The organism is Bradyrhizobium sp. GCM10028915 (genome assembly GCF_042666195.1).
GTDB classification, from domain to species: Bacteria; Pseudomonadota; Alphaproteobacteria; order Rhizobiales; family Xanthobacteraceae; genus Bradyrhizobium; species Bradyrhizobium canariense_D.
Map to the genome: position 1 here is coordinate 27,442 of NZ_JBHTFN010000007.1, position 18,937 is coordinate 46,378.

Annotated in this window: 16 protein-coding genes; 2 read left to right on the forward strand and 14 right to left on the reverse strand. The window is 64.4% G+C overall.

Going from position 1 to position 18,937, the window contains the following annotated elements:
- Nucleotides 1-91: 91 nt before the first annotated feature.
- Complete coding sequence (locus ACFQX9_RS05445) at nucleotides 92-2,302, reverse strand: primosomal protein N' (protein ID WP_377787042.1); 2,211 nt, start codon at nucleotides 2,300-2,302, stop codon at nucleotides 92-94.
- Nucleotides 2,303-2,413: 111 nt separating this feature from the next.
- Here ACFQX9_RS05445 and ACFQX9_RS05450 point away from each other — a divergent pair, with 111 nt between their 5' ends.
- The gene (locus tag ACFQX9_RS05450) at nucleotides 2,414-3,379 is read left to right on the forward strand and encodes a tyrosine recombinase XerC (RefSeq protein ID WP_377787045.1); all 966 of its coding nucleotides are present in this window, start codon (nucleotides 2,414-2,416) and stop codon (nucleotides 3,377-3,379) included.
- A 4-nt stretch (nucleotides 3,380-3,383) separates the two neighbouring features.
- Here ACFQX9_RS05450 and ACFQX9_RS05455 read toward each other — a convergent pair whose 3' ends face one another.
- Entirely contained in the window at nucleotides 3,384-3,956 is a 573-nt protein-coding gene (locus ACFQX9_RS05455) for a hypothetical protein (RefSeq protein ID WP_085358291.1), read from the reverse strand.
- Between the two features lie 117 nt (nucleotides 3,957-4,073).
- On the opposite strand from ACFQX9_RS05455, the gene ACFQX9_RS05460 reads away from it, so the two are divergent.
- Nucleotides 4,074-4,664 carry a DUF4337 domain-containing protein gene (locus tag ACFQX9_RS05460; RefSeq protein ID WP_026233888.1) on the forward strand — a complete coding sequence of 197 codons (591 nt, stop codon included), beginning with the start codon at nucleotides 4,074-4,076 and terminating at the stop codon, nucleotides 4,662-4,664.
- 144 nt (nucleotides 4,665-4,808) lie between these two features.
- On the opposite strand, the gene ACFQX9_RS05465 is transcribed toward ACFQX9_RS05460, so the two are convergent.
- The 12 genes from ACFQX9_RS05465 to ACFQX9_RS05520 form a co-directional block, all read right to left on the reverse strand.
- A complete protein-coding gene (locus ACFQX9_RS05465) occupies nucleotides 4,809-5,339 on the reverse strand; it encodes a hypothetical protein (protein WP_085348691.1) in 531 nt (176 codons plus the stop codon).
- A gap of 33 nt (nucleotides 5,340-5,372) precedes the next feature.
- Complete coding sequence (gene lpdA, locus ACFQX9_RS05470; RefSeq protein ID WP_085358293.1) at nucleotides 5,373-6,773, reverse strand: dihydrolipoyl dehydrogenase; 1,401 nt, start codon at nucleotides 6,771-6,773, stop codon at nucleotides 5,373-5,375.
- A 56-nt stretch (nucleotides 6,774-6,829) separates the two neighbouring features.
- Complete coding sequence (locus tag ACFQX9_RS05475) at nucleotides 6,830-7,591, reverse strand: SDR family oxidoreductase (protein ID WP_018459834.1); 762 nt, start codon at nucleotides 7,589-7,591, stop codon at nucleotides 6,830-6,832.
- 52 nt (nucleotides 7,592-7,643) lie between these two features.
- The gene (gene odhB / locus ACFQX9_RS05480) at nucleotides 7,644-8,879 is read right to left on the reverse strand and encodes a 2-oxoglutarate dehydrogenase complex dihydrolipoyllysine-residue succinyltransferase (protein WP_026233886.1); all 1,236 of its coding nucleotides are present in this window, start codon (nucleotides 8,877-8,879) and stop codon (nucleotides 7,644-7,646) included.
- 179 nt (nucleotides 8,880-9,058) lie between these two features.
- Entirely contained in the window at nucleotides 9,059-12,028 is a 2,970-nt protein-coding gene (locus ACFQX9_RS05485; protein ID WP_085348693.1) for a 2-oxoglutarate dehydrogenase E1 component, read from the reverse strand.
- A 137-nt stretch (nucleotides 12,029-12,165) separates the two neighbouring features.
- Nucleotides 12,166-13,050, reverse strand: coding sequence for a succinate--CoA ligase subunit alpha (gene sucD, locus ACFQX9_RS05490; RefSeq protein ID WP_007604325.1), 885 nt, complete (start codon nucleotides 13,048-13,050; stop codon nucleotides 12,166-12,168).
- Nucleotides 13,051-13,084: 34 nt separating this feature from the next.
- Nucleotides 13,085-13,564 carry a DUF1579 family protein gene (locus tag ACFQX9_RS05495; RefSeq protein WP_007604324.1) on the reverse strand — a complete coding sequence of 160 codons (480 nt, stop codon included), beginning with the start codon at nucleotides 13,562-13,564 and terminating at the stop codon, nucleotides 13,085-13,087.
- A 4-nt stretch (nucleotides 13,565-13,568) separates the two neighbouring features.
- Nucleotides 13,569-14,765 carry an ADP-forming succinate--CoA ligase subunit beta gene (gene sucC, locus ACFQX9_RS05500; protein WP_027566399.1) on the reverse strand — a complete coding sequence of 399 codons (1,197 nt, stop codon included), beginning with the start codon at nucleotides 14,763-14,765 and terminating at the stop codon, nucleotides 13,569-13,571.
- 220 nt (nucleotides 14,766-14,985) lie between these two features.
- Entirely contained in the window at nucleotides 14,986-15,954 is a 969-nt protein-coding gene (gene mdh, locus ACFQX9_RS05505; protein WP_007598869.1) for a malate dehydrogenase, read from the reverse strand.
- Nucleotides 15,955-16,137: 183 nt separating this feature from the next.
- Nucleotides 16,138-17,322, reverse strand: coding sequence for a cell division protein ZapE (gene zapE, locus ACFQX9_RS05510; protein WP_085348694.1), 1,185 nt, complete (start codon nucleotides 17,320-17,322; stop codon nucleotides 16,138-16,140).
- Between the two features lie 217 nt (nucleotides 17,323-17,539).
- A complete protein-coding gene (thpR, locus tag ACFQX9_RS05515) occupies nucleotides 17,540-18,076 on the reverse strand; it encodes an RNA 2',3'-cyclic phosphodiesterase (RefSeq protein WP_007598862.1) in 537 nt (178 codons plus the stop codon).
- 174 nt (nucleotides 18,077-18,250) lie between these two features.
- The gene (locus tag ACFQX9_RS05520; RefSeq protein WP_026233885.1) at nucleotides 18,251-18,886 is read right to left on the reverse strand and encodes an arylesterase; all 636 of its coding nucleotides are present in this window, start codon (nucleotides 18,884-18,886) and stop codon (nucleotides 18,251-18,253) included.
- Between the last annotated feature and the right edge of the window lie 51 nt (nucleotides 18,887-18,937).

The following is an 18,937-nucleotide window of genomic DNA, read 5'->3' on the forward strand; positions in this document are numbered from 1 at the left end:
TCCGTGGAGGGATTCTGGATTGCTTCCGCCTTCGCTAAAGCTTCGGCGGACAAGTCGCTGCGCTCGCAATGACGGGGAGTTTTGCAGCTCCTTACAAAAAGCTCTGCGGATCGACGTCGACTTCGAGCTTTTGATTGCCCTTCGGCTTCGGGCATGCGGCAAGCCAGTTGCGCAGATAATCCGACAGGTCGAAGCCGCGCGCTGATTTCACCAGGATTCGGAAGCGGTAGCGGCCCTTGATCACTGCGAGCGGGGCTTCCGCCGGGCCCAGCACCACAACGCGTTCGTCGCGCGGCGCGAGCGCAACGAGGTGGCGGCCAAAGCCTTCGGCGCTCGGCCGGTCGCCGGCGGAAATGATCAGGCTCGCGAGCCGCCCGAACGGCGGATAGAGCGTGCGTTCGCGCAAATCGATCTCGCTATCGTAGAACGCTTCGCGGTCGCAGGCGATCAGCGCCTTCATCACGGGATGATCGGGCTGGTGGGTCTGGAGATAACCGATGCCACGGCCCTGCTCGCGCCCGGCGCGGCCGATCACCTGGTTGAGCAACTGCCAGGTGCGCTCGGAGGCGCGCGGATCGCCATTGGACAGGCCGAGATCCGCATCGACCACGCCCACCAGATTGAGCCGCGGAAAATTGTGGCCCTTGGCGACGAGCTGGGTGCCGATGATGACGTCGACGCGGCCCTCCGCGATGTCGTTCAGCTCGGAGCGCATCGTCTCGATCGAGGTGATGAGATCGCTCGACAGCACCATGGTGCGGGCCTCCGGGAACAGCGCCGCCGCCTCCTCCTGCAAGCGCTCGACGCCGGGCCCGACCGCGACCAGCGATTCCTCCGCCGCGCAATGCGGACAGGTTTGCGGGCGCGGCATCGAGAAGCCGCAATGGTGACAGACGAGGCGCTGGCGGAACCGGTGATCGACCAGCCAGGCATCGCAGATGGTGCAGGCGAAGCGATGGCCGCAGGCGCGGCACAGCGTCAACGGCGCATAACCGCGGCGATTGAGGAACAGTAGCGCCTGCTCGCGCCGCTCGATCGCGGTCCTGATCTCGGACGCCAGCCGCGGCGAGATGAAGCGGCCGCGCGCCGGCGGCTCGCGGCGCATGTCAATGGCCTCGATATGTGGCATGTGCTGGCCGCCGAAGCGCGACGGCAGAGCGATGCGCTGATAGCGGTTCTTGCGCGCATTGACCTCGGATTCGACCGACGGCGTCGCCGACGCCAGCACGATCGGAACCTTTGCGATATGCGCGCGCACCACCGCCATGTCACGGGCGTGATAATGCACGCCCTCGTCCTGCTTGTAGGCTTGGTCGTGCTCTTCATCGACCACGATGAGGCCGAGATTGGCGTAGGGCAGAAAGAGCGCTGAGCGCGCGCCGACCACAACCGGCGCGCTGCCCTCGGAGATCGCCGCCCAATTGCGCGCGCGGGTGCGCGGCGTCAGTTCGGAATGCCATTCCAGAGGGCGCACGCCAAAGCGCTGCGCGAAGCGATCGAGGAACTGGCCGGTGAGCGCGATCTCCGGCATCAGGATGAGCGACTGTTTTCCGCGGCGGATCGCCTCGGCGACGGCTTCGAAGTAAACCTCGGTCTTGCCCGAGCCGGTGACACCGTCGAGCAGCGCGACGTGAAAGCTGCCGTTGGCGGCGAGTGCGCGCATGGCATCGACCCCGGCGCGCTGAAGCGGCGAAAAATCCGGCCGGCTGAAATCCGGATCTGGGGCCGGCGGCGGCGGCGGCGGGGGCATCGGCTCGACCGAGAGCGTTCCTTCGTCGACGAGGCCGTCGATCACGCCGGCCGAAACCCCGGCCTCTCTGGCCGCCTCGGACTTGCCGTGCAGCAGCCGGTCCGACAGCACCTCGATCAGGCGCTGCCGCGCCGGCGTCAGACGTTTTGGCGGATCGCCGACCAGGCGCACGCCGGCGCGCACCCGCTCGGGGCCGAGGTTGTCGCCCATCCGCAGGCACATGCGCAGCACCATGCCGCGCGGGCTCAACGTGTAATTGGCGATCCAGTCCACGACCGCACGCAGCTCGGGCTTCAGCGGCGGGATGTCGAGCTTTTCGCTGACCTCCTTAAGGCGGTTGTGCAGGCGCGGATCAGGATTGGCGTTTTCGGCCCAGACCACGGCGAGCACCTCGCGCGGGCCGAGCGGCACGCCAATAATGTCGCCCGCCTTCAGCTCCATCCCGCGCGGCACCTTGTAGGAATAGGTCTGGTCGAGCGCGACCGGCACCAGCACGTCGACCATGCGGGTCGCGTTGGCGGAGACGGCGTTGCTGCGCGACGTGTGATCCATGGAGGGGAATCGGAACCCGAGGGCTTCAAGGCTAGCGCCCTGAGGCGGCCTTAGCGAACGATAAACGAGTGTGATGCGATATACTGAGTGGAATCACCACGTCCAGAGCGCATGAGCAAAGCGGCCGCCCCACAAATCGACCTCGCCAGCGCCGATCCTGATATCGCGCAGGAGATGACGCGCTGGCTGTCGCATCTCGGCGCGGAGCGGCGGCTGTCGCCGAAGACGCTGGAAGCCTATGCCCGCGATTTGCGGCAATGCCTGAATTTCCTCTGCGGCCATTGGGGCGAGCGAGTGACGCTAAAGCGTTTCGGCGCGCTGGAGGCCACCGATATCAGAGCCTTCATGGCGATGCGCCGCGCCGACGATATTGCCGGCCGCTCGCTGATGCGCGCGCTCGCGGGCCTGCGCTCGTTCGGCCGCTTCCTCGAGCGCGAAGGCAAGGGCAAGGTCGGGGCGCTCTCGGCGATCCGCGCGCCGAAAGTCGCAAAGAGCCTGCCCAAGCCGCTGCCGATGGCGTCGGCCAAACGTCTTGCGGACGCCGACGAGCGCGCCGGCGAGGACCGCGAGACCTGGATTCTTGCGCGCGACGCCGCCGTGATGGCTCTCCTCTACGGCTCGGGCCTGCGCATCTCCGAAGCGCTGGGGCTGACGCGCCGCGAGGTCCCGCGTCCCGGTGAAGGCGACGTGCTGATCGTGACGGGCAAAGGCAACAAGACCCGCATGGTGCCGGTGCTCCAGAACGTGCTCGCACTGGTGCAAGAATACGCTTCCATGTGCCCGCATCCGCTGCCGGCGGAGGGGCCGATCTTCGTCGGCGCACGCGGCGGGCCCTTGAGCCCGCGCATCATCCAGCTCGCGATGGAGCGGCTGCGCGGCGCGCTCGGCCTGCCCGACAGCGCCACGCCGCACGCCCTCCGGCATTCCTTCGCCACGCACCTGTTGTCACGCGGCGGCGATTTGCGCGCGATCCAGGAATTGCTCGGCCATGCCTCGCTCTCGACCACGCAGATCTATACCGGCATCGATGCCGAGCGGCTGCTGGAAGTCTATGCCAGCGCGCATCCGCGCCGATAGCGGCTCAGTTGGCGAGATACTCGATATCGTAGACGTAGTTCGAGCCGCGCCCGACCTCGACGCGGACCATCGGCCTGAACGTCTCCAGCCGCTCGTACAGCGGCGCCGTGACCTTCACCGGTTGGCCCGCGATGCGAACGAGATAGTCCGCTTTGCGGCGGCTACCTGACCTCCACGCACGATCGACACGGCCTTCGATCACAAGGCGGGACGTCAGGTGATCGAGAAACAGCATTCGTCCGGCATACCATGCAAGACCGCTGCCGAGCAGCACGATCAGGATCATCGAGGCGAACGCCTTCGCCTGGTCACGCCATGAGCCGTACAGCGGAGGTTGTCGCAGCTGCGAGCCGACGATAATCAGGCCCAGAACAACGAGGCCGACATGGACGTCGTTGACTGCGATGATCGAGCTCTTGTCATAAAACCGCAACAGGCCGATGTAGGTCAGGCCAAGCGCGAGGACAATCTTGCCGACGAACGGAAAGGCCGCGGTGTTGCGGGCCTTCAGCAGCGCAAACGCGGAGACGAGGATGGAAGGCCAGACGCAGGCTGCGATGAATTCCGCTGTGGTCATGGGACAGGACTAGATCAGCCCCGACGCGAAACCCTTAATTGCAACGGCCATCGCGGCTTGCCACTTGCGCCCGTCGCGCAGTTCGGTCAATCGTTGGTAAACAGGCAGGAGGGATTTATGAGCGCACATGAAAGCATGGAGCATGCCGAGCACGCCGAACACGCGTCCGGCTCGAACAAGAAGATCGCGCTCCTGATCGCGGTTCTGGCGCTGTTCCTGGCGATCTCCGAGACGCTCGGCAAGGGCGCCCAGACCGAATCGATCAGCAAGAACGTCGAGGCCTCCAACCTCTGGGCGTTCTTCCAGGCCAAGAGCATCCGCCGCACCGTGGTGCAGACCATGGCCGACCAGGGCAAGCTCATCCTCGGCGCGGCGAGCGACGAGGCCAACAAGGTGGCCGTGCAGAAGCAGATCGAGGACTGGCAGAAGACCGCGCAGCGCTACCGCTCCGAGCCGGAGACCGGCGAAGGCACCGAGCAGCTGGCCGAAAAGGCCAAGCACGCCGAGCATGAGCGCGACGAGGCGACTGCGAAATATCATCACTTCGAGCTGGCGTCCGCCGCCTTCCAGATCGGCATCGTGCTGGCCTCAGCCACCATCATCACCGGCATGCTGCCGCTCGCCTGGATCGCGGGCCTGCTGTCGCTTGCCGGACTTGGGATGACCATGCTCGGCGCATGGTCGCCGCATCTGCTGCATCTGCATTGAGGCGTTGACGCTACATACTCCGCTGTCATGCTCCGCGAAGGCGGGGCATCCAGTACGCCGCGGCCTCTCGATTCTAGCCTCACTGTCTCTGGAATACTGGATCGCCCGCCTTCGCGGGCAATGACACTGAACAAGTGGCGACGCTCAACGCGCTTCGTGCACGCTCTTGCGAAAGCGCTGGATCAGGCGGAGCGTGCGGGAGGACCAGCCTTCGCCGTTGCCGGCGATCAGCTCCTTGATGCGTCGCTTGATCGGATCGACCAGCTCGGCGGCCTTGGCACGCAGCTTCAGCACCAGATCATAGAGCCGCTCGAACCACGCCATCTCCATCAGCTTGTCGCGCGTCACGTCGAACACGAAGGCGGTGACGCCGACCCCGAGCAGCTTTGCGAACACGATGGTGAAGACCGCGCTGGTCCAGTATTCGTGCGTGAGCAGCCACAGGCCAACCAGCTTGAGCGGAAACAGCGGGACGATCGGTACAGCGAACACGATCAGCGTCATCGCCGGCGACAGCGCATCGACGCGGTCCGACAGCCATTGCTTGAACCGCGCAAGCGGGACGATTGCGACAACCCGCGCGACGATCGGTTCGAGATGGTCCCACAGCCAGGCTTCGATCAGGAAGATGATCGCAAGCAGGACCCAGACCGGTTGAAGCAGGCGGCGTAGCATGTGTTTCCCGCCCGATTCGGCGCTGGGCGCGACCTACATATGGATGGCCCGCTTGCCGACTGCAAGCGCGGCTTCCTTGATGGCCTCCGAGCGGGTCGGGTGCGCGTGGCACGTGCGCGCGAGATCCTCCGCGCTGCCGCCAAACTCCATGAGAACGGCTGCCTCATGGATCATTTCGCCGGCTTCGCGGCCGATAATGTGCACGCCGAGCACGCGATCGGTCTTCGCATCTGCGAGAATCTTCACAAAGCCGTCGGTGGTCTGGTTGACCTTGGAGCGCCCGTTGGCGGTAAAGGGAAACTTTCCGACCGTATAAGCCACGCCCGCCTGCTTCAGCTCCTCCTCGGTCTTGCCGACGGAGGATACTTCCGGCGTGGTATACACGACGCCTGGGATAACATCGTAGTTCACGTGGCCGGCCTGCCCGGCGATGATCTCGGCAACCGCGACGCCTTCATCCTCGGCCTTGTGCGCGAGCATCGGGCCCGCGACGACGTCGCCGATGGCATAGACGCCCTTCACGCTGGTGGCGAAATGCGGGTCGATCTGCACGCGGCCGCGATTGTCGAGTGCAACACCGGCTTCCTTCAGGCCGAGCCCCTCCGTGTACGGCACACGGCCGATACAGACGAGAACGACGTCGGCCTCCAGCGTCTCGGCAGCGCCCCCCGCGGCGGGCTCGATCGTCGCCTTCAGCGTCTTGCCGGAGGTGTCCACGCCCGTGACCTTGGCACTGAGCTTGAAGGCAAAGCCCTGCTTCTCCAGGATGCGCTGGAATTGCTTGGCGATCTCGCCGTCCATTCCGGGCAGAATGCGGTCGAGGAATTCGACCACGACGACTTCGGCGCCGAGACGGTGCCAGACCGAGCCGAGCTCGAGCCCGATCACGCCGGCGCCGACGATCAAGAGCTTGCCGGGGACCTTGTCCAGCGACAGCGCGCCGGTCGACGACACGATGCGCGTCTCGTCGATCTCGATGCCCTTGAGACGCGCGATGTCCGAGCCGGTGGCGATCACGATGCTCTTGGTTTCGATGACCTGCGACTTGCCGTCGGCGGAGACTTCGACCTTGCCCGTGCCGAGAATCTTGCCGGCGCCCTTGAGCACGTCGATCTTGTTCTTCTTCATCAGGAACTCGACGCCCTTGACGTTGCCGTCGATGCCCTGCTGCTTGAAGTTCATCATCGCAGGTAAATCGAGCTTCGGCGCGGAGACGCTGACGCCCATCTTGGCGAAGGAATGCCCGGCCTCCTCGAACATTTCGGAGGCATGCAGCAGCGCCTTCGACGGCATGCAGCCGACATTGAGGCAGGTGCCGCCGAGCGTCGCGTTCTTTTCCACCACGGCGACTTTCATGCCGAGCTGCGCTGCACGCACCGCGCAGACATAACCGCCCGGTCCGGTGCCGATGACGACGAGATCGTAGGTAGCCATGAGAGAAAGTCCCGTAAGTTTAGCGTTGAAGGATGTGTCAGCGTCCCCGCGGCGCGTCAGCGTCCGCCGGACACATCGAGAATGGCTGAGGTAACGTAGGAGGCATCGTCCGACATCAGCCAGACGATGGCATTGGCGACTTCATCGGCCGTACCGACGCGCTTCATCGGCACCATATGGGCCAGGCGATGGGCGCGGTCGGGCTCACCGCCGGCAGCGTGGATTTCGGTGTCGATCAGGCCGGGGCGGATGCCCGCGACGCGAATGCCCTCGCCGGCAACCTCATAGCCGAGGCCGATGGTGAAGGAATCGATCGCGCCCTTGGACGCGGCATAGTCGACATAGGTGTTCGGCGCGCCGAGCTTGGCCGCAACCGACGACAGATTGACGATGACGCCGCCCTGGCCGCCGTGCCTGGTCGACATCCGCTTCACGGCTTCGCGCGCGCAGAGGATGGAGCCGGTGACGTTGACCGCCATCACACGCTGGATGCGCTCGGCCGACATCTCGTCGACGCGCACGCCGCTGGTCCCGACAATACCGCCATTGTTGACGAGCGCGCCGAGCGTGCCGAACGCGTCCGCGGCCTTGAACAGCGCCAGGATGTCGCTTTCCTCGGCGACGTCGCATTTCACCGCGATGGCCTTGCCGTTGCTGGCCGCGATCTCGGCGACCACCTCATCGGCGGCCGTCTTGTTGCTGGCATAGCCGACAACGATCCGGAAGCCGCGTGCCGCGGCGGCAATTGCGGTCGCACGGCCGATGCCGCGGCTGCCGCCGGTGATGACAACGACTTTATCCGTCACGCGCGCCTCCATAGTTCGACAGGCGCCGTCGCGAAAGGCGACGGCGCTCGCAGAGCATCAGCGATCAGAGATCGAGCACCAGGCGCGCCGGATCTTCCAGGCTCTCCTTGACGCGAACCAGGAAGGTCACGGCTTCCTTGCCGTCGATGACGCGGTGATCGTAGGACAGCGCCAGATACATCATCGGGCGGACCTCGATCTTGCCGCCGACGACCATCGGCCGCTCCTGGATCTTGTGCATGCCGAGGATGCCGGACTGCGGCGCATTCAGGATCGGGGTCGACATCAGCGAGCCGTAGATGCCGCCATTGGTGATGGTGAAGGTGCCGCCCTGCATCTCGTCGATCTTGAGCTGGCCGTCGCGGGCGCGGCGGCCGAAATCGGCGATGCCCTTCTCGATGTCGGCGATCGACTTGTTGTCGCAGTCGCGCACCACGGGCACGACGAGGCCCTTGTCAGTGCCGACGGCGACGCCGATGTGATAGTAGTTCTTGTAGATCAGATCGGTGCCGTCGATCTCGGCGTTGACGGCCGGGATGTCCTTCAACCCCTGGACGACGGCCTTGGTGAAGAAGCCCATGAAGCCGAGCTTCGAGCCATGCTTCTTCTCGAACGCATCCTTGTAGTGAGCACGCAGCGCCATGACGTTGGTCATGTCGACCTCGTTGAAGGTCGTGAGCATCGCGGCGGTGTTCTGCACGTCCTTGAGGCGGCGCGCGATGGTCTGGCGCAGCCGGGTCATCTTGACGCGCTCTTCGCGGGCGGCGTCATCGGCCGGCGACGGTGCGCGGACCTGAACCGCTGCGGCCGGCTGGTTGACGGGGGTCGGCGCCGAGGCCGCACGCTCGATCGCGGCGAGCATGTCGCCCTTGGTGACGCGCCCGTCCTTGCCGGAGCCGGGAACGGTCGAGGCGTCGACGCCGGTCTCGGCCGAGAGCTTCCGCACGGAGGGAGCGAGCGGCGCATCGGCCGGTGGCGCCTTCGCCGCGGCGGGAGCAGCAGCGGCCGCAGGAGCGGCAGCCGCGGGCTTCGCGGGCGCAGCTGCCGGCTTGGCAGCGCCGGCGGCGCCTTCGGTAATCTGGCCGAGCAGCGCGCCGACGGCGACGGTGGCACCATCGGCGGCGATGATCTCGCTCAGCGTGCCGGCGGAGGGCGCCGGGACTTCGATGGTGACCTTGTCGGTCTCGAGCTCCACCAAGGGCTCGTCGACGGCAACGGGATCGCCGGCCTTCTTGAACCAGCGGCCGATGGTGGCCTCGGTGACGGATTCGCCGAGGGTCGGCACACGAATTTCAGTCATGGTCTTTTCCTTAAGGAGATCGCCAATGCGGACATAGGTGCAGATGTCAGCGCCCGCGGATGCGGGCGATCCAGTACGCCGTGACAGTCGTGATAGAGACGGGCGGCGCGGAATACTGGATCCCCCGCCCCAGTGCGCAATTGCGCACAAGGCGGGGCATGACGAGGTGTAAAAACTTCTCAGCTCAATGCTTCGTCCAAGAACGCCTTCAGCTGCGCCTGATGCTTCGACATCAGACCCGTGGCGGTCGCGGCGGAGGCGGCGCGGCCGACATAACGCGGACGCCGGCTCGCACCGTTCACCTGGTTCAGCACCCATTCCAGATAGGGCTCGATGAAGTGCCAGGCACCCATGTTGCGCGGCTCTTCCTGGCACCACACCACTTCGGCCTTCTTGAAGCGCGACAGTTCGGCCACCAGCGCCTTGAGCGGCACCGGATACAGTTGCTCGACGCGCATCAGGTAGATGTCGTCCATGCCGCGCTTCTCGCGCTCCTCGTAGAGGTCGTAATAGACCTTGCCCGAGCAGAGCACGATGCGGCGGATCTTCTCGTCGGGAACGAGCTTGATCGCTTCGCTCGGCAGCATCTGGGCGTCGTCATAGAGGATGCGGTGGAAGGTCGTTCCCTTCGCGAGCTCCTCGAGACGCGACACCGCCCGCTTGTGACGCAGCAGGGACTTCGGCGTCATCACGATCAGCGGCTTGCGGATCTCGCGATGAAGCTGCCGGCGCAGCACGTGGAAGTAGTTCGCCGGCGTGGTCGGATAGACCACCTGCATGTTGTCTTCCGCGCACATCTGCAGATAGCGCTCCAGACGCGCCGAGGAGTGCTCCGGTCCCTGGCCTTCATAGCCGTGCGGCAGGAGGCAGACGAGGCCGGACATGCGCAGCCATTTGCGCTCACCCGAGGAGATGAACTGGTCGAACACGACCTGCGCGCCGTTGGCGAAGTCGCCGAACTGCGCTTCCCACAGGGTGAGCGTGTTCGGCTCGGCGAGCGAATAGCCGTATTCGAAGCCGAGCACGGCTTCTTCCGACAGCAGCGAGTTGATGACCTCGTAATGGCCCTGCTCGTGACCGAGATGGTTGAACGGCGTGTAGCGGCTCTCGTCTTCTTGATCGATCAGGACCGAGTGGCGCTGCGAGAAAGTGCCGCGCTCCGAATCCTGTCCGGACAGGCGGACATGGTGGTTCTCGTTGAGCAGCGTGCAGAACGCCAGCGCTTCGCCGGTCGCCCAGTCGATGCCCGTGCCGCCGTCGATCGCCTTGGCGCGGTTTTCTAGGAAGCGCTGGATCGTGCGGTGGACGCGGAAACCGTCCGGCACCTTGGTGATCTTGCGACCGATGTCCTTCAGGGCGGCGATGTCGACGCCGGTGACGCCACGCCGCGCATCTTCTTCCTGATCGGCGATCTTGAAGCCGGCCCATTTGCCGTCGAGCCAGTCGGCCTTGTTGGGCTTGTAGCCGGAGCCGGCTTCGAGCTCGGCATCGAGCCGCGCGCGCCAGTCGGCCTTGGCCTTCTCGACCTCGCCCTCGGTCAGCACGCCTTCGCTGATGAGGCGGCGGGCGTAGAGCTCGAGCGTCGACGGATGGGCCGCGATCTTCTTGTACATCACCGGCTGCGTGAAAGCCGGCTCGTCGCCCTCGTTATGGCCATGCCTGCGGTAGCAGAACATGTCGATGACGACGGGCTTGTGGAATTTCTGGCGGAACTCGGTCGCGACCTTGGCCGCGAACACGACGGCTTCCGGATCGTCGCCGTTGACGTGGAAGATCGGCGCGTCGATCATCTTCGCCACGTCGGACGGGTAAGGCGACGAACGGGAATAACGCGGATAGGTGGTGAAGCCGATCTGGTTGTTGACGATGAAGTGCACGGAGCCGCCGGTGCGGTAGCCCTTCAGGTCCGACAGGCCGAAACATTCCGCGACCACGCCCTGGCCGGCGAACGCGGCGTCGCCGTGCATCAGGAGCGGCATCACCGAGATGCGCATATCCGGCGGATCGCCGTGCTGGTCCTGCTTGGCGCGGACTTTTCCAAGCACGACGGGATCGACGATCTCCAGATGCGAGGGGTTGGCGGTCAGCGACAGATGGATGCGGTTGCCGTCGAACTCGCGGTCCGAGGACGCGCCGAGGTGATATTTGACGTCGCCCGAGCCTTCGACCGCATCAGGATTGGCCGAACCGCCCTTGAACTCGTGGAACAGCGCGCGATGCGGCTTGCCCATCACCTGGGTCAGCACGTTGAGGCGGCCGCGATGCGGCATGCCCAGCACGACCTCCTTCACGCCGAGATTGCCGCCGCGCTTGATGATCTGCTCGAGCGCGGGGATCAGCGATTCAGCACCGTCCAGGCCGAAGCGCTTGGTGCCGGTGAACTTGGTGTCGCAGAATTTCTCGAAACCTTCGGCTTCGACCAACTTCATCAGGATGGCACGGCGACCTTCGCGGGTGAACGAGATTTCCTTGTCCGGCCCCTCGATCCGCTCCTGGATCCACGCCTTCTGCGCCGCGTTGGTGATGTGCATGAACTCGACGCCGAGCGTCTGGCAGTAGGTGCGCTCGCAGATCGCGGTGATTTCGCGCAAGCTGGCGTATTCGAGACCGAGCACATGGTCGAGGAAGATCTTGCGTTCGAAATCGGCTTCGCTGAAGCCGTAGGTCCGCGGGTCGAGCTCTTCGCGATTGCGCTGGGCTTCGATGCCGAGCGGATCGAGCTTGGCGTGGAAGTGACCGCGCATGCGGTAGGACCGGATCAGCATCAGGGCCCGGACCGAGTCGCGGGTGGCCTGGAGAAGGTCGGCGGAGGAGAGGCCGCCGCTCTTATCGCCGGCCTTGGCCTGCGCCTTGGCCGCGATCTTGGCTCCGACCGTCTTCTCGACTTCCGCCCAATTGCCGTCGAGCGCGGAGGTCAGATCATCCTGCGGGGTCAGCGGCCAGTTGGCGCGCTCCCAGGACGGGCCTTGGGCGTTCTTGCTGATGTCACCCGGCTGGTCGTTGAGGCTCTTGAAGAAGTCCTGCCACTCGGCATCCACCGAGGACGGGTCCTTCTCGTAGCGGGCGTAGATTTCGTCGATGTAGGTGGCGTTGGTGCCCTGCAAAAAGGAGGAGAGGGCAAAGGCTGCGTTCGCGTCTTGGCGAGACATACTTGAGTTCCTGGCGATTTCGGTTCGCGCATAACAAACGGCGCTGGCGCTGGGCTCCCCGGCAGAGGACCAGCGCGACAGGCACCATTTACCCTATTTGCTGCGAAACTTCGCCCGGAAAATTACGAAGGTGTGAATCAAGCTTTCAATTTTTCGGCAAGCGTGTGGCCGAGGCGCGCGGGAGATGGCGACACTGTAATTCCAGCCGATTTCATCGCGTCGGTCTTGGAACCGGCGTCGCCCTTGCCGCCCGAAATGATCGCACCGGCGTGGCCCATGCGACGGCCGGGAGGGGCCGTGACACCGGCGATGAAACCGACCATCGGCTTCTTGCGGCCGCGCTTGGCCTCGTCCTTGAGGAACTGGGCGGCGTCCTCCTCGGCGGAACCGCCGATCTCGCCGATCATGATGATCGACTCGGTCTTGGGGTCGCCGAGCAGCATTTCCAGCACGTCGATAAACTCGGTTCCCTTGACCGGGTCGCCGCCGATGCCGACCGCGGTGGTCTGGCCGAGGCCTTCCTGGGTGGTCTGGAACACGGCTTCGTAGGTCAGCGTGCCGGAGCGGGAGACGATGCCGACGCTGCCGGTCTTGAAGATGTTGGCTGGCATGATGCCGATCTTGCACTCGCCGGCGGTCATGACGCCCGGGCAGTTCGGCCCGATCAGGCGCGACTTGGAGCCGGCCAGCGAACGCTTCACCCTGACCATGTCGATGACCGGGATACCTTCCGTGATGCAGACGATCAGCGGGATCTCGGCGTCGATGGCTTCGCAGATCGCATCGGCCGCGCCCGGCGGCGGCACATAGATCACCGATGCATCGGCACCGGTCTTCTCACGCGCCTCGCGCACGGTGTCGAACACCGGCAGCCCCAGATGCGTCGCGCCGCCTTTGCCGGGCGAGGTGCCGCCGACCATCTTGGTGCCATAGGCAATCGCGGCCTCCGAATGGAAGGTGCCGTTCTTGCCGGTAAAGCCCTGGCAGATGACCTTGGTGTTCTTGTCGATCAGGATGGACATGAGGTCTGCTTTCGCGAAACTAACGAGTGAGAGGTCAGTGGATGCGGCGGTAGACGCCGGTGAGCACGTCGGCCCAGCCTTCCGCGTCCGGCGAGAACTGGATCTTCAACGAATAGGAATCGTCGTCGATGATTTCATAGACGTGGCGCGCATTGCCGCGGAGCGAGCCGCGCACCAGCGTCAGGGTCTTGCCGACCCACCCGCCGGAGGCGGGCGAGGGCGGCGTGTAGCCGAGCGAATCGTACCAGAACAATTTGTAGGTCCGGTCTTCGCGGTCGAAGGTGAAGATGCCGTGGGTGGCGAAGCTCTGCTTGCCGTCGCGGGTCTGGACCGAGTCCTGGATCAGATAGAAGCCATTGAGATCCATGTGGGCCACGACGCGAGAAGTCGCCGTTCCACCCTCCGTCCACCGCGACGGAAAGACCACCTCTTCGCCATTCCATTCACCGGCGAACGCGGCAAGACGCGCGTGCTCCGGCAGCGGGGATGATGCAGCGAGATGGTCCTGGGTCATGGCCTCAGCCTCCCTTGACGGCCTTCACGATCTTCTGCGCGGCGTCGTCGAGATTGTCAGCCGGCACCACGTTCAGGCCGGATTCACGGATGATCTTCTTGCCCAGCTCGACATTGGTGCCTTCGAGGCGAACCACCAGCGGCACGCTGAGGCCGACTTCACGAACGGCGGCCGTGACGCCCTCGGCGATCACGTCGCACTTCATGATGCCACCGAAGATGTTGACCAGGATGCCCTTCACGTTGGGATCCGCGGTGATGATCTTGAAGGCGGCCGCGACCTTTTCCTTGCTGGCGCTGCCGCCGACGTCGAGGAAGTTCGCCGGCGCCATGCCGTAGAGCTTGATGATGTCCATCGTCGCCATCGCGAGACCGGCGCCGTTGACCATGCAGCCGATATTGCCGTCGAGGGTGACGTAGTTGAGGTCGTATTTGGACGCCTCGATTTCCTTGGCGTCTTCCTCGGTCTCGTCGCGCAGCGCGAGCACCTCGGGGTGACGAAACAGGGCGTTGTCGTCGAACGACACCTTGGCGTCGAGCACGCGGAGCTGGCCCTGCTTGGTCACGACGAGCGGGTTGATCTCCAGCATCGACATGTCCTTCGCGACGAAGGCCGCGTAGAGCTGCGCGGTGAGCTTCTCGGCCTGCTTGGCGAGATCGCCGGAAAGTTTCAGCGCGTTCGCGACGGTGCGGCCGTGATGGCCCATGATGCCGGTCGCGGGATCGATCGAGAAGGTCACGATCTTCTCAGGCGTGTTGTGCGCGACGTCCTCGATGTTGACGCCGCCCTCGGTCGACACCACGAAGGAGACGCGAGAGGTCTCGCGGTCGACCAGGATCGAGAGGTAGAATTCCTTGTCGATGTCGGAGCCGTCCTCGATGTAGAGGCGGTTGACCTGCTTGCCGGCGGGGCCGGTCTGGATGGTGACGAGCGTGGCGCCGAGCATCTGCTTGGCGAATTCGGAAACTTCCGCGGCCGACTTGGCGATGCGGACGCCGCCCTTGTCGCCGGCCGAGGCTTCCTTGAACTTGCCCTTGCCGCGGCCGCCGGCGTGGATCTGGCTCTTCACGACCCAGACCGGGCCCGGGAGTGCCTTTGCCGCCGCGTCCGCATCAGCGGCCTTCAGGACCGGAACGCCCTTGGAGATCGCGACACCGAACTCGTTCAGCAGCGCTTTGGCCTGATATTCATGGATATTCATATGGTCGCTCCCTGAACCCGCGGGCGGTGACCTCGTAGGCCCACCTCAGTCTTGTGGCTGGCATACCATATACCACAGGAACTGCAACCCGGATTCTCTGACATCGATCTCTGGACTGCCGATCCGGAGCCCGCCCCGTCCTCTACAAGAGTTGCAGCGCGGGCCCGGAAGTGAAACCGCCGAAGACCGGTTTTTCGATCTTCGGCGGGGAATGTTGGGTTTAGCGGCCCAGAAGATCGGGCGCGATCTTCTTGCAGGCGTCAACCAGACCCTGCACTGCGCCGACCGACTTGTCGAAGGCTTCGCGGTCCTTGCCGACGAGCTCGATCTCGACGACGCGCTCGACGCCCTTGGAGCCGATCACGACGGGCACGCCGACATACATGTCCTTCACGCCGTATTCGCCGTTCAGGTAGGCGGCCGAGGCCAGCACGCGCTTCTTGTCACGCAGATAGCTCTCGGCCATCGCGATCGCGGAAGCCGCCGGAGCATAGAAGGCCGAGCCGGTCTTGAGCAGATTGACGATCTCGGCGCCGCCGTTGCGGGTGCGGTCGACGATCTCGTCGAGGCGCGCCTGCGAGGTCCAGCCCATCTTGACGAGATCGGGCAACGGGATGCCGGCGACGGTGGAGTATTTTACCAGCGGCACCATAGTGTCGCCATGGCCGCCCAGCACGAAGGCGGTGACGTCTTCGACCGAAACGTTGAACTCGTCGGCCAGGAAGTAGCGGAAGCGCGACGAATCCAGCACGCCGGCCATGCCGACGACCTTCTTGTGCGGCAGGCCGCTGGCCTTCTGCAGGGCCCAGACCATCGCGTCGAGCGGGTTGGTGATGCAGATGACGAAGGCGTCGGGAGCGTACTTCTTGATGCCGGCGCCGACCTGTTCCATGACCTTGAGGTTGATGGAGAGGAGGTCGTCGCGGCTCATGCCGGGCTTGCGCGGCACGCCGGCGGTGACGATGCAGACCTTTGCGTTGTCGAGCGCCTCGTAGGAGTTGGCGCCGGTATAGTGCGCGTCAAAGCCGTCGACCGGCGAGGACTGCGCGATGTCGAGCGCCTTGCCCTGCGGCACGCCCTCGGCGATGTCGAACATCACCACGTCGCCCAGCTCTTTCAGGCCGATGAGATGAGCCAGCGTTCCGCCGATCTGACCGGAGCCAATCAAAGCAATCTTGTCGCGCGCCATGTGAGCCTGTCCTTTAGACACGTAAGGAGGGGAAAACTGAGACGGGTGGTTATCCCTTTCGCCTCCCCCGTTCAAGTCACGGGTTGCCCAATTGTCGGGCTTGCCGCCTATTCAAGCGCAACCTCGTCATTCCGGGGCTTGGGGAAGCGCCGAGCCCGGAATGACAGCGCTGGCAAATAGGACTTAAGTCTCGACCAAGCCCTTGGTCGAGCCGCTGGCGGTGGAATCCTTGCGGCCGTGAGGCAGCGCCAGATAGGATTCCGAGCTCATTTCGATCAGGCGCGACGCGGTGCGCTTGAACTCGTTGGCCTCGTTGCCCTCATTGGCAAGATAGAGCGAGATCGGGTTGGCATCGGCGGAGGCCATCAGCTTCACAGCATTGTCATACAGCGTGTCGATCAACGTAATGAAACGCTTGGCGGCGTTGCGCTGGGAGAAATCCATCACTGGAATATGGTCGACCAGGATGGTGTGATAGTCGTGCGCCAGCCTGAGATAGTCGGATGCCCCGAGCGGCTTGTCGCAGAGATCGGCGAACGTGAAGCGCGCCACGCCGTGGGCCGAGCACGGCACGTGCAGGATGCGGCCCTTGATCGAAATATCGCGCGACTTGCATTTGGCGCCGCCTGACATCTTCGACCAGGCGCGGTCGAGCGCGGCGTCCGCCTCGGTGTCTGCCGGCGTCAGCCACATCGGTACGCCCTGAAGTTTTTCCAGCCGGAAGTCGGTGCGCGCGTCGAGCCGCAGCACGTCCATGTGGTCGGTGATCTGCCTGATGAAGGGCAGAAACAGCGAACGGTTCAGGCCGCCCTTGTAGAGGTCGTCAGGCGCGACGTTGGAGGTCGCGACCACCACGGTGCCGAGCTCCAGCAGCTTTGCGAACAGGCGGCCCAGGATCATCGCGTCCGCGATGTCGGTGACGTGGAATTCGTCGAAACAGAGCAGCCAGCTCTCCTCGAAAATCGCATGCGCGGTCAGCGCGATGACGTCGCCGTCGCCAATCTCGCCGCGCGCGATGCCCTGGCGATAATCGTAGATGCGCTCGTGCACCTCGGCCATGAATTCGTGGAAATGGGCGCGCCTCTTGTGCTCGACTGTCGAGTGCTGGAAGAACAGATCCATCAGCATGGTCTTGCCGCGGCCGACCTCGCCATGGACGTAGAGCCCGTGCGGCGCCTCGTCCTTGTCGCTGCTGAACAGGCGGCTGAGCAGGCCCTGCTTGCGCGGCGGCTTGTAATCGGCGAGCCGCTGGTCGAGCGCGGCATAGGCGTCGGCGATTTCAGCCTGCGCAGCGTCGGGCTCGATCGCGCCGGACGCGATCTGGGCCTGATAGGCCTCGCGGAATGAGGAACTGGGGGTCGAGAGCATGCTCTTTACCGCCAGAGATGAGCGGAAATTGCAAGCCGTGAATTGGGGCGGGGCGCTATGCATTCCGTGTCCCGGACGCGCTGCGGCACGCAGTGACGCTGCGCAGAGCCGGGACCGACTGTTTCGTACAGGACCGTTCGTCTATCGCCGCGTAATGGGCCCCGGCTCTGCAGCGCACCGCTTCGCGCTGCGCAGCGTCCGGGGCACGAGAGCTTCGCTACTCACACAGCTCGTAGGCGTCCTCGACCACATACGGGCCGCCGCCGGTTGAGGCGCGGGACGAGAACAAAACAAAACGTTCGGCCGTGAATGCCTTGCTGGGAAAATAGCCACGCAGCGAGAGATAATCGGCGACGTCACGGTCGGTGGCGTCGTGCAGCCGGGCCAGCGTGACATGCGGGATGAACTTGCGGCCTTCCGGGTCGAGGCCGATCCGCTGCATCAGGCGCTCGAGCTCGGCCTGCAATTCCATCAGCGGCTTGCTCGGCACGATGGTGGCGACCACCGCGCGCGGCTTGCGTCCGCCGAAACTCTGCAAACCCTGCACCTTCACCTCGAACGGCTTACGGTCGACGCGAAACAGCATCGAGGCGATTTCGTTGGCGGACATGCCATCGATATTGCCGATGAAGCGCAGGGTGACATGGTAATTTTCGGGATCGATCCAGCGGGCGCCGGGAAGGCCGCCCCGCAAATTGGAAAGCGACTGGCCAATCTCGGCCGGAATTTCCAGACCAGTGAACAAACGCGGCATCGTTTCGCACTCCCGATGCTTGGGCATGATCCCAGGGCAAGATCATATCCAAATTTTAGAGCCGGCGACGAATCACCGGTACCCTAATTCCTATCGCAGTTGTGTGACCCTGCGAAGCATCGCGCGCCTTACTCCGGTAAAACCCTGGGAATTACGGTTAGCGCTGCCTGGTTTTCAACGCCGTTGCTCAGCGATGGTGCCAAGGAATGCCTCAACCGTAGGCAAGATATTCTTGACGATGATATCGACGCCGGCCGCGGTCGGATGAATGCCGTCGGCCTGGTTGAGCTTGGCATCGGCCGCGACACCATCGAGAAAAAACGGATAGAGCGGCACGCCGAATTTTTTCGCCAGATCCGGATAAATCGAATTGAAGCGCGCAGCATAATCCGCGCCGTAATTCGGCGGCGCCAGCATGCCGCACAGCATCACCGCGATCTTGCGCGCCTTGAGGCGCTGGACGATCTCGGTCAGCGCGGTGCGGGTCAAATCGGGATCGATGCCGCGCAACGCATCATTGGCGCCGAGCTCGATGATCACACCGTCGGTTCCGTCAGGGACCGACCAGTCGAGCCGGTCACGGCCCCCCGAGGAGGTGTCGCCGGATACCCCGGCATTGGTCATGCCGACCTCTATGCCTTTGTCTTGTAAAGCTTTTTGAAGCTTTGTGGGGAACGCTTCCTGGGCCGGGAGGCCAAGACCCGCGCTCAGGGAATCGCCGAGAACCACCAGCTTGATCGGTTTCGCCGCCTCAGCCCATGCCGGATTTGCGACGGTCATCAAAGCGAACATCAACACGGCTATGTGCATGAACAATCCGTAACGCCTCTCGACCGCGCGGGCGGAGTTGCCATATGACCG

Bases quoted from the DNA above. Each gene is read 5' to 3' on its own strand.
- ACFQX9_RS05445 (WP_377787042.1), bottom strand. From the start codon at position 2,302: ATGGATCACACGTCGCGCAGCAACGCCGTCTCCGCCAACGCGACCCGC.
- ACFQX9_RS05450 (WP_377787045.1), top strand. From the start codon at position 2,414: ATGAGCAAAGCGGCCGCCCCACAAATCGACCTCGCCAGCGCCGATCCT.
- ACFQX9_RS05455 (WP_085358291.1), bottom strand. From the start codon at position 3,956: ATGACCACAGCGGAATTCATCGCAGCCTGCGTCTGGCCTTCCATCCTC.
- ACFQX9_RS05460 (WP_026233888.1), top strand. From the start codon at position 4,074: ATGAGCGCACATGAAAGCATGGAGCATGCCGAGCACGCCGAACACGCG.
- ACFQX9_RS05465 (WP_085348691.1), bottom strand. From the start codon at position 5,339: ATGCTACGCCGCCTGCTTCAACCGGTCTGGGTCCTGCTTGCGATCATC.
- lpdA (WP_085358293.1), bottom strand. From the start codon at position 6,773: ATGGCTACCTACGATCTCGTCGTCATCGGCACCGGACCGGGCGGTTAT.
- ACFQX9_RS05475 (WP_018459834.1), bottom strand. From the start codon at position 7,591: ATGGAGGCGCGCGTGACGGATAAAGTCGTTGTCATCACCGGCGGCAGC.
- odhB (WP_026233886.1), bottom strand. From the start codon at position 8,879: ATGACTGAAATTCGTGTGCCGACCCTCGGCGAATCCGTCACCGAGGCC.
- ACFQX9_RS05485 (WP_085348693.1), bottom strand. From the start codon at position 12,028: ATGTCTCGCCAAGACGCGAACGCAGCCTTTGCCCTCTCCTCCTTTTTG.
- sucD (WP_007604325.1), bottom strand. From the start codon at position 13,050: ATGTCCATCCTGATCGACAAGAACACCAAGGTCATCTGCCAGGGCTTT.
- ACFQX9_RS05495 (WP_007604324.1), bottom strand. From the start codon at position 13,564: ATGACCCAGGACCATCTCGCTGCATCATCCCCGCTGCCGGAGCACGCG.
- sucC (WP_027566399.1), bottom strand. From the start codon at position 14,765: ATGAATATCCATGAATATCAGGCCAAAGCGCTGCTGAACGAGTTCGGT.
- mdh (WP_007598869.1), bottom strand. From the start codon at position 15,954: ATGGCGCGCGACAAGATTGCTTTGATTGGCTCCGGTCAGATCGGCGGA.
- zapE (WP_085348694.1), bottom strand. From the start codon at position 17,322: ATGCTCTCGACCCCCAGTTCCTCATTCCGCGAGGCCTATCAGGCCCAG.
- thpR (WP_007598862.1), bottom strand. From the start codon at position 18,076: ATGCCGCGTTTGTTCACTGGTCTGGAAATTCCGGCCGAGATTGGCCAG.
- ACFQX9_RS05520 (WP_026233885.1), bottom strand. From the start codon at position 18,886: ATGCACATAGCCGTGTTGATGTTCGCTTTGATGACCGTCGCAAATCCG.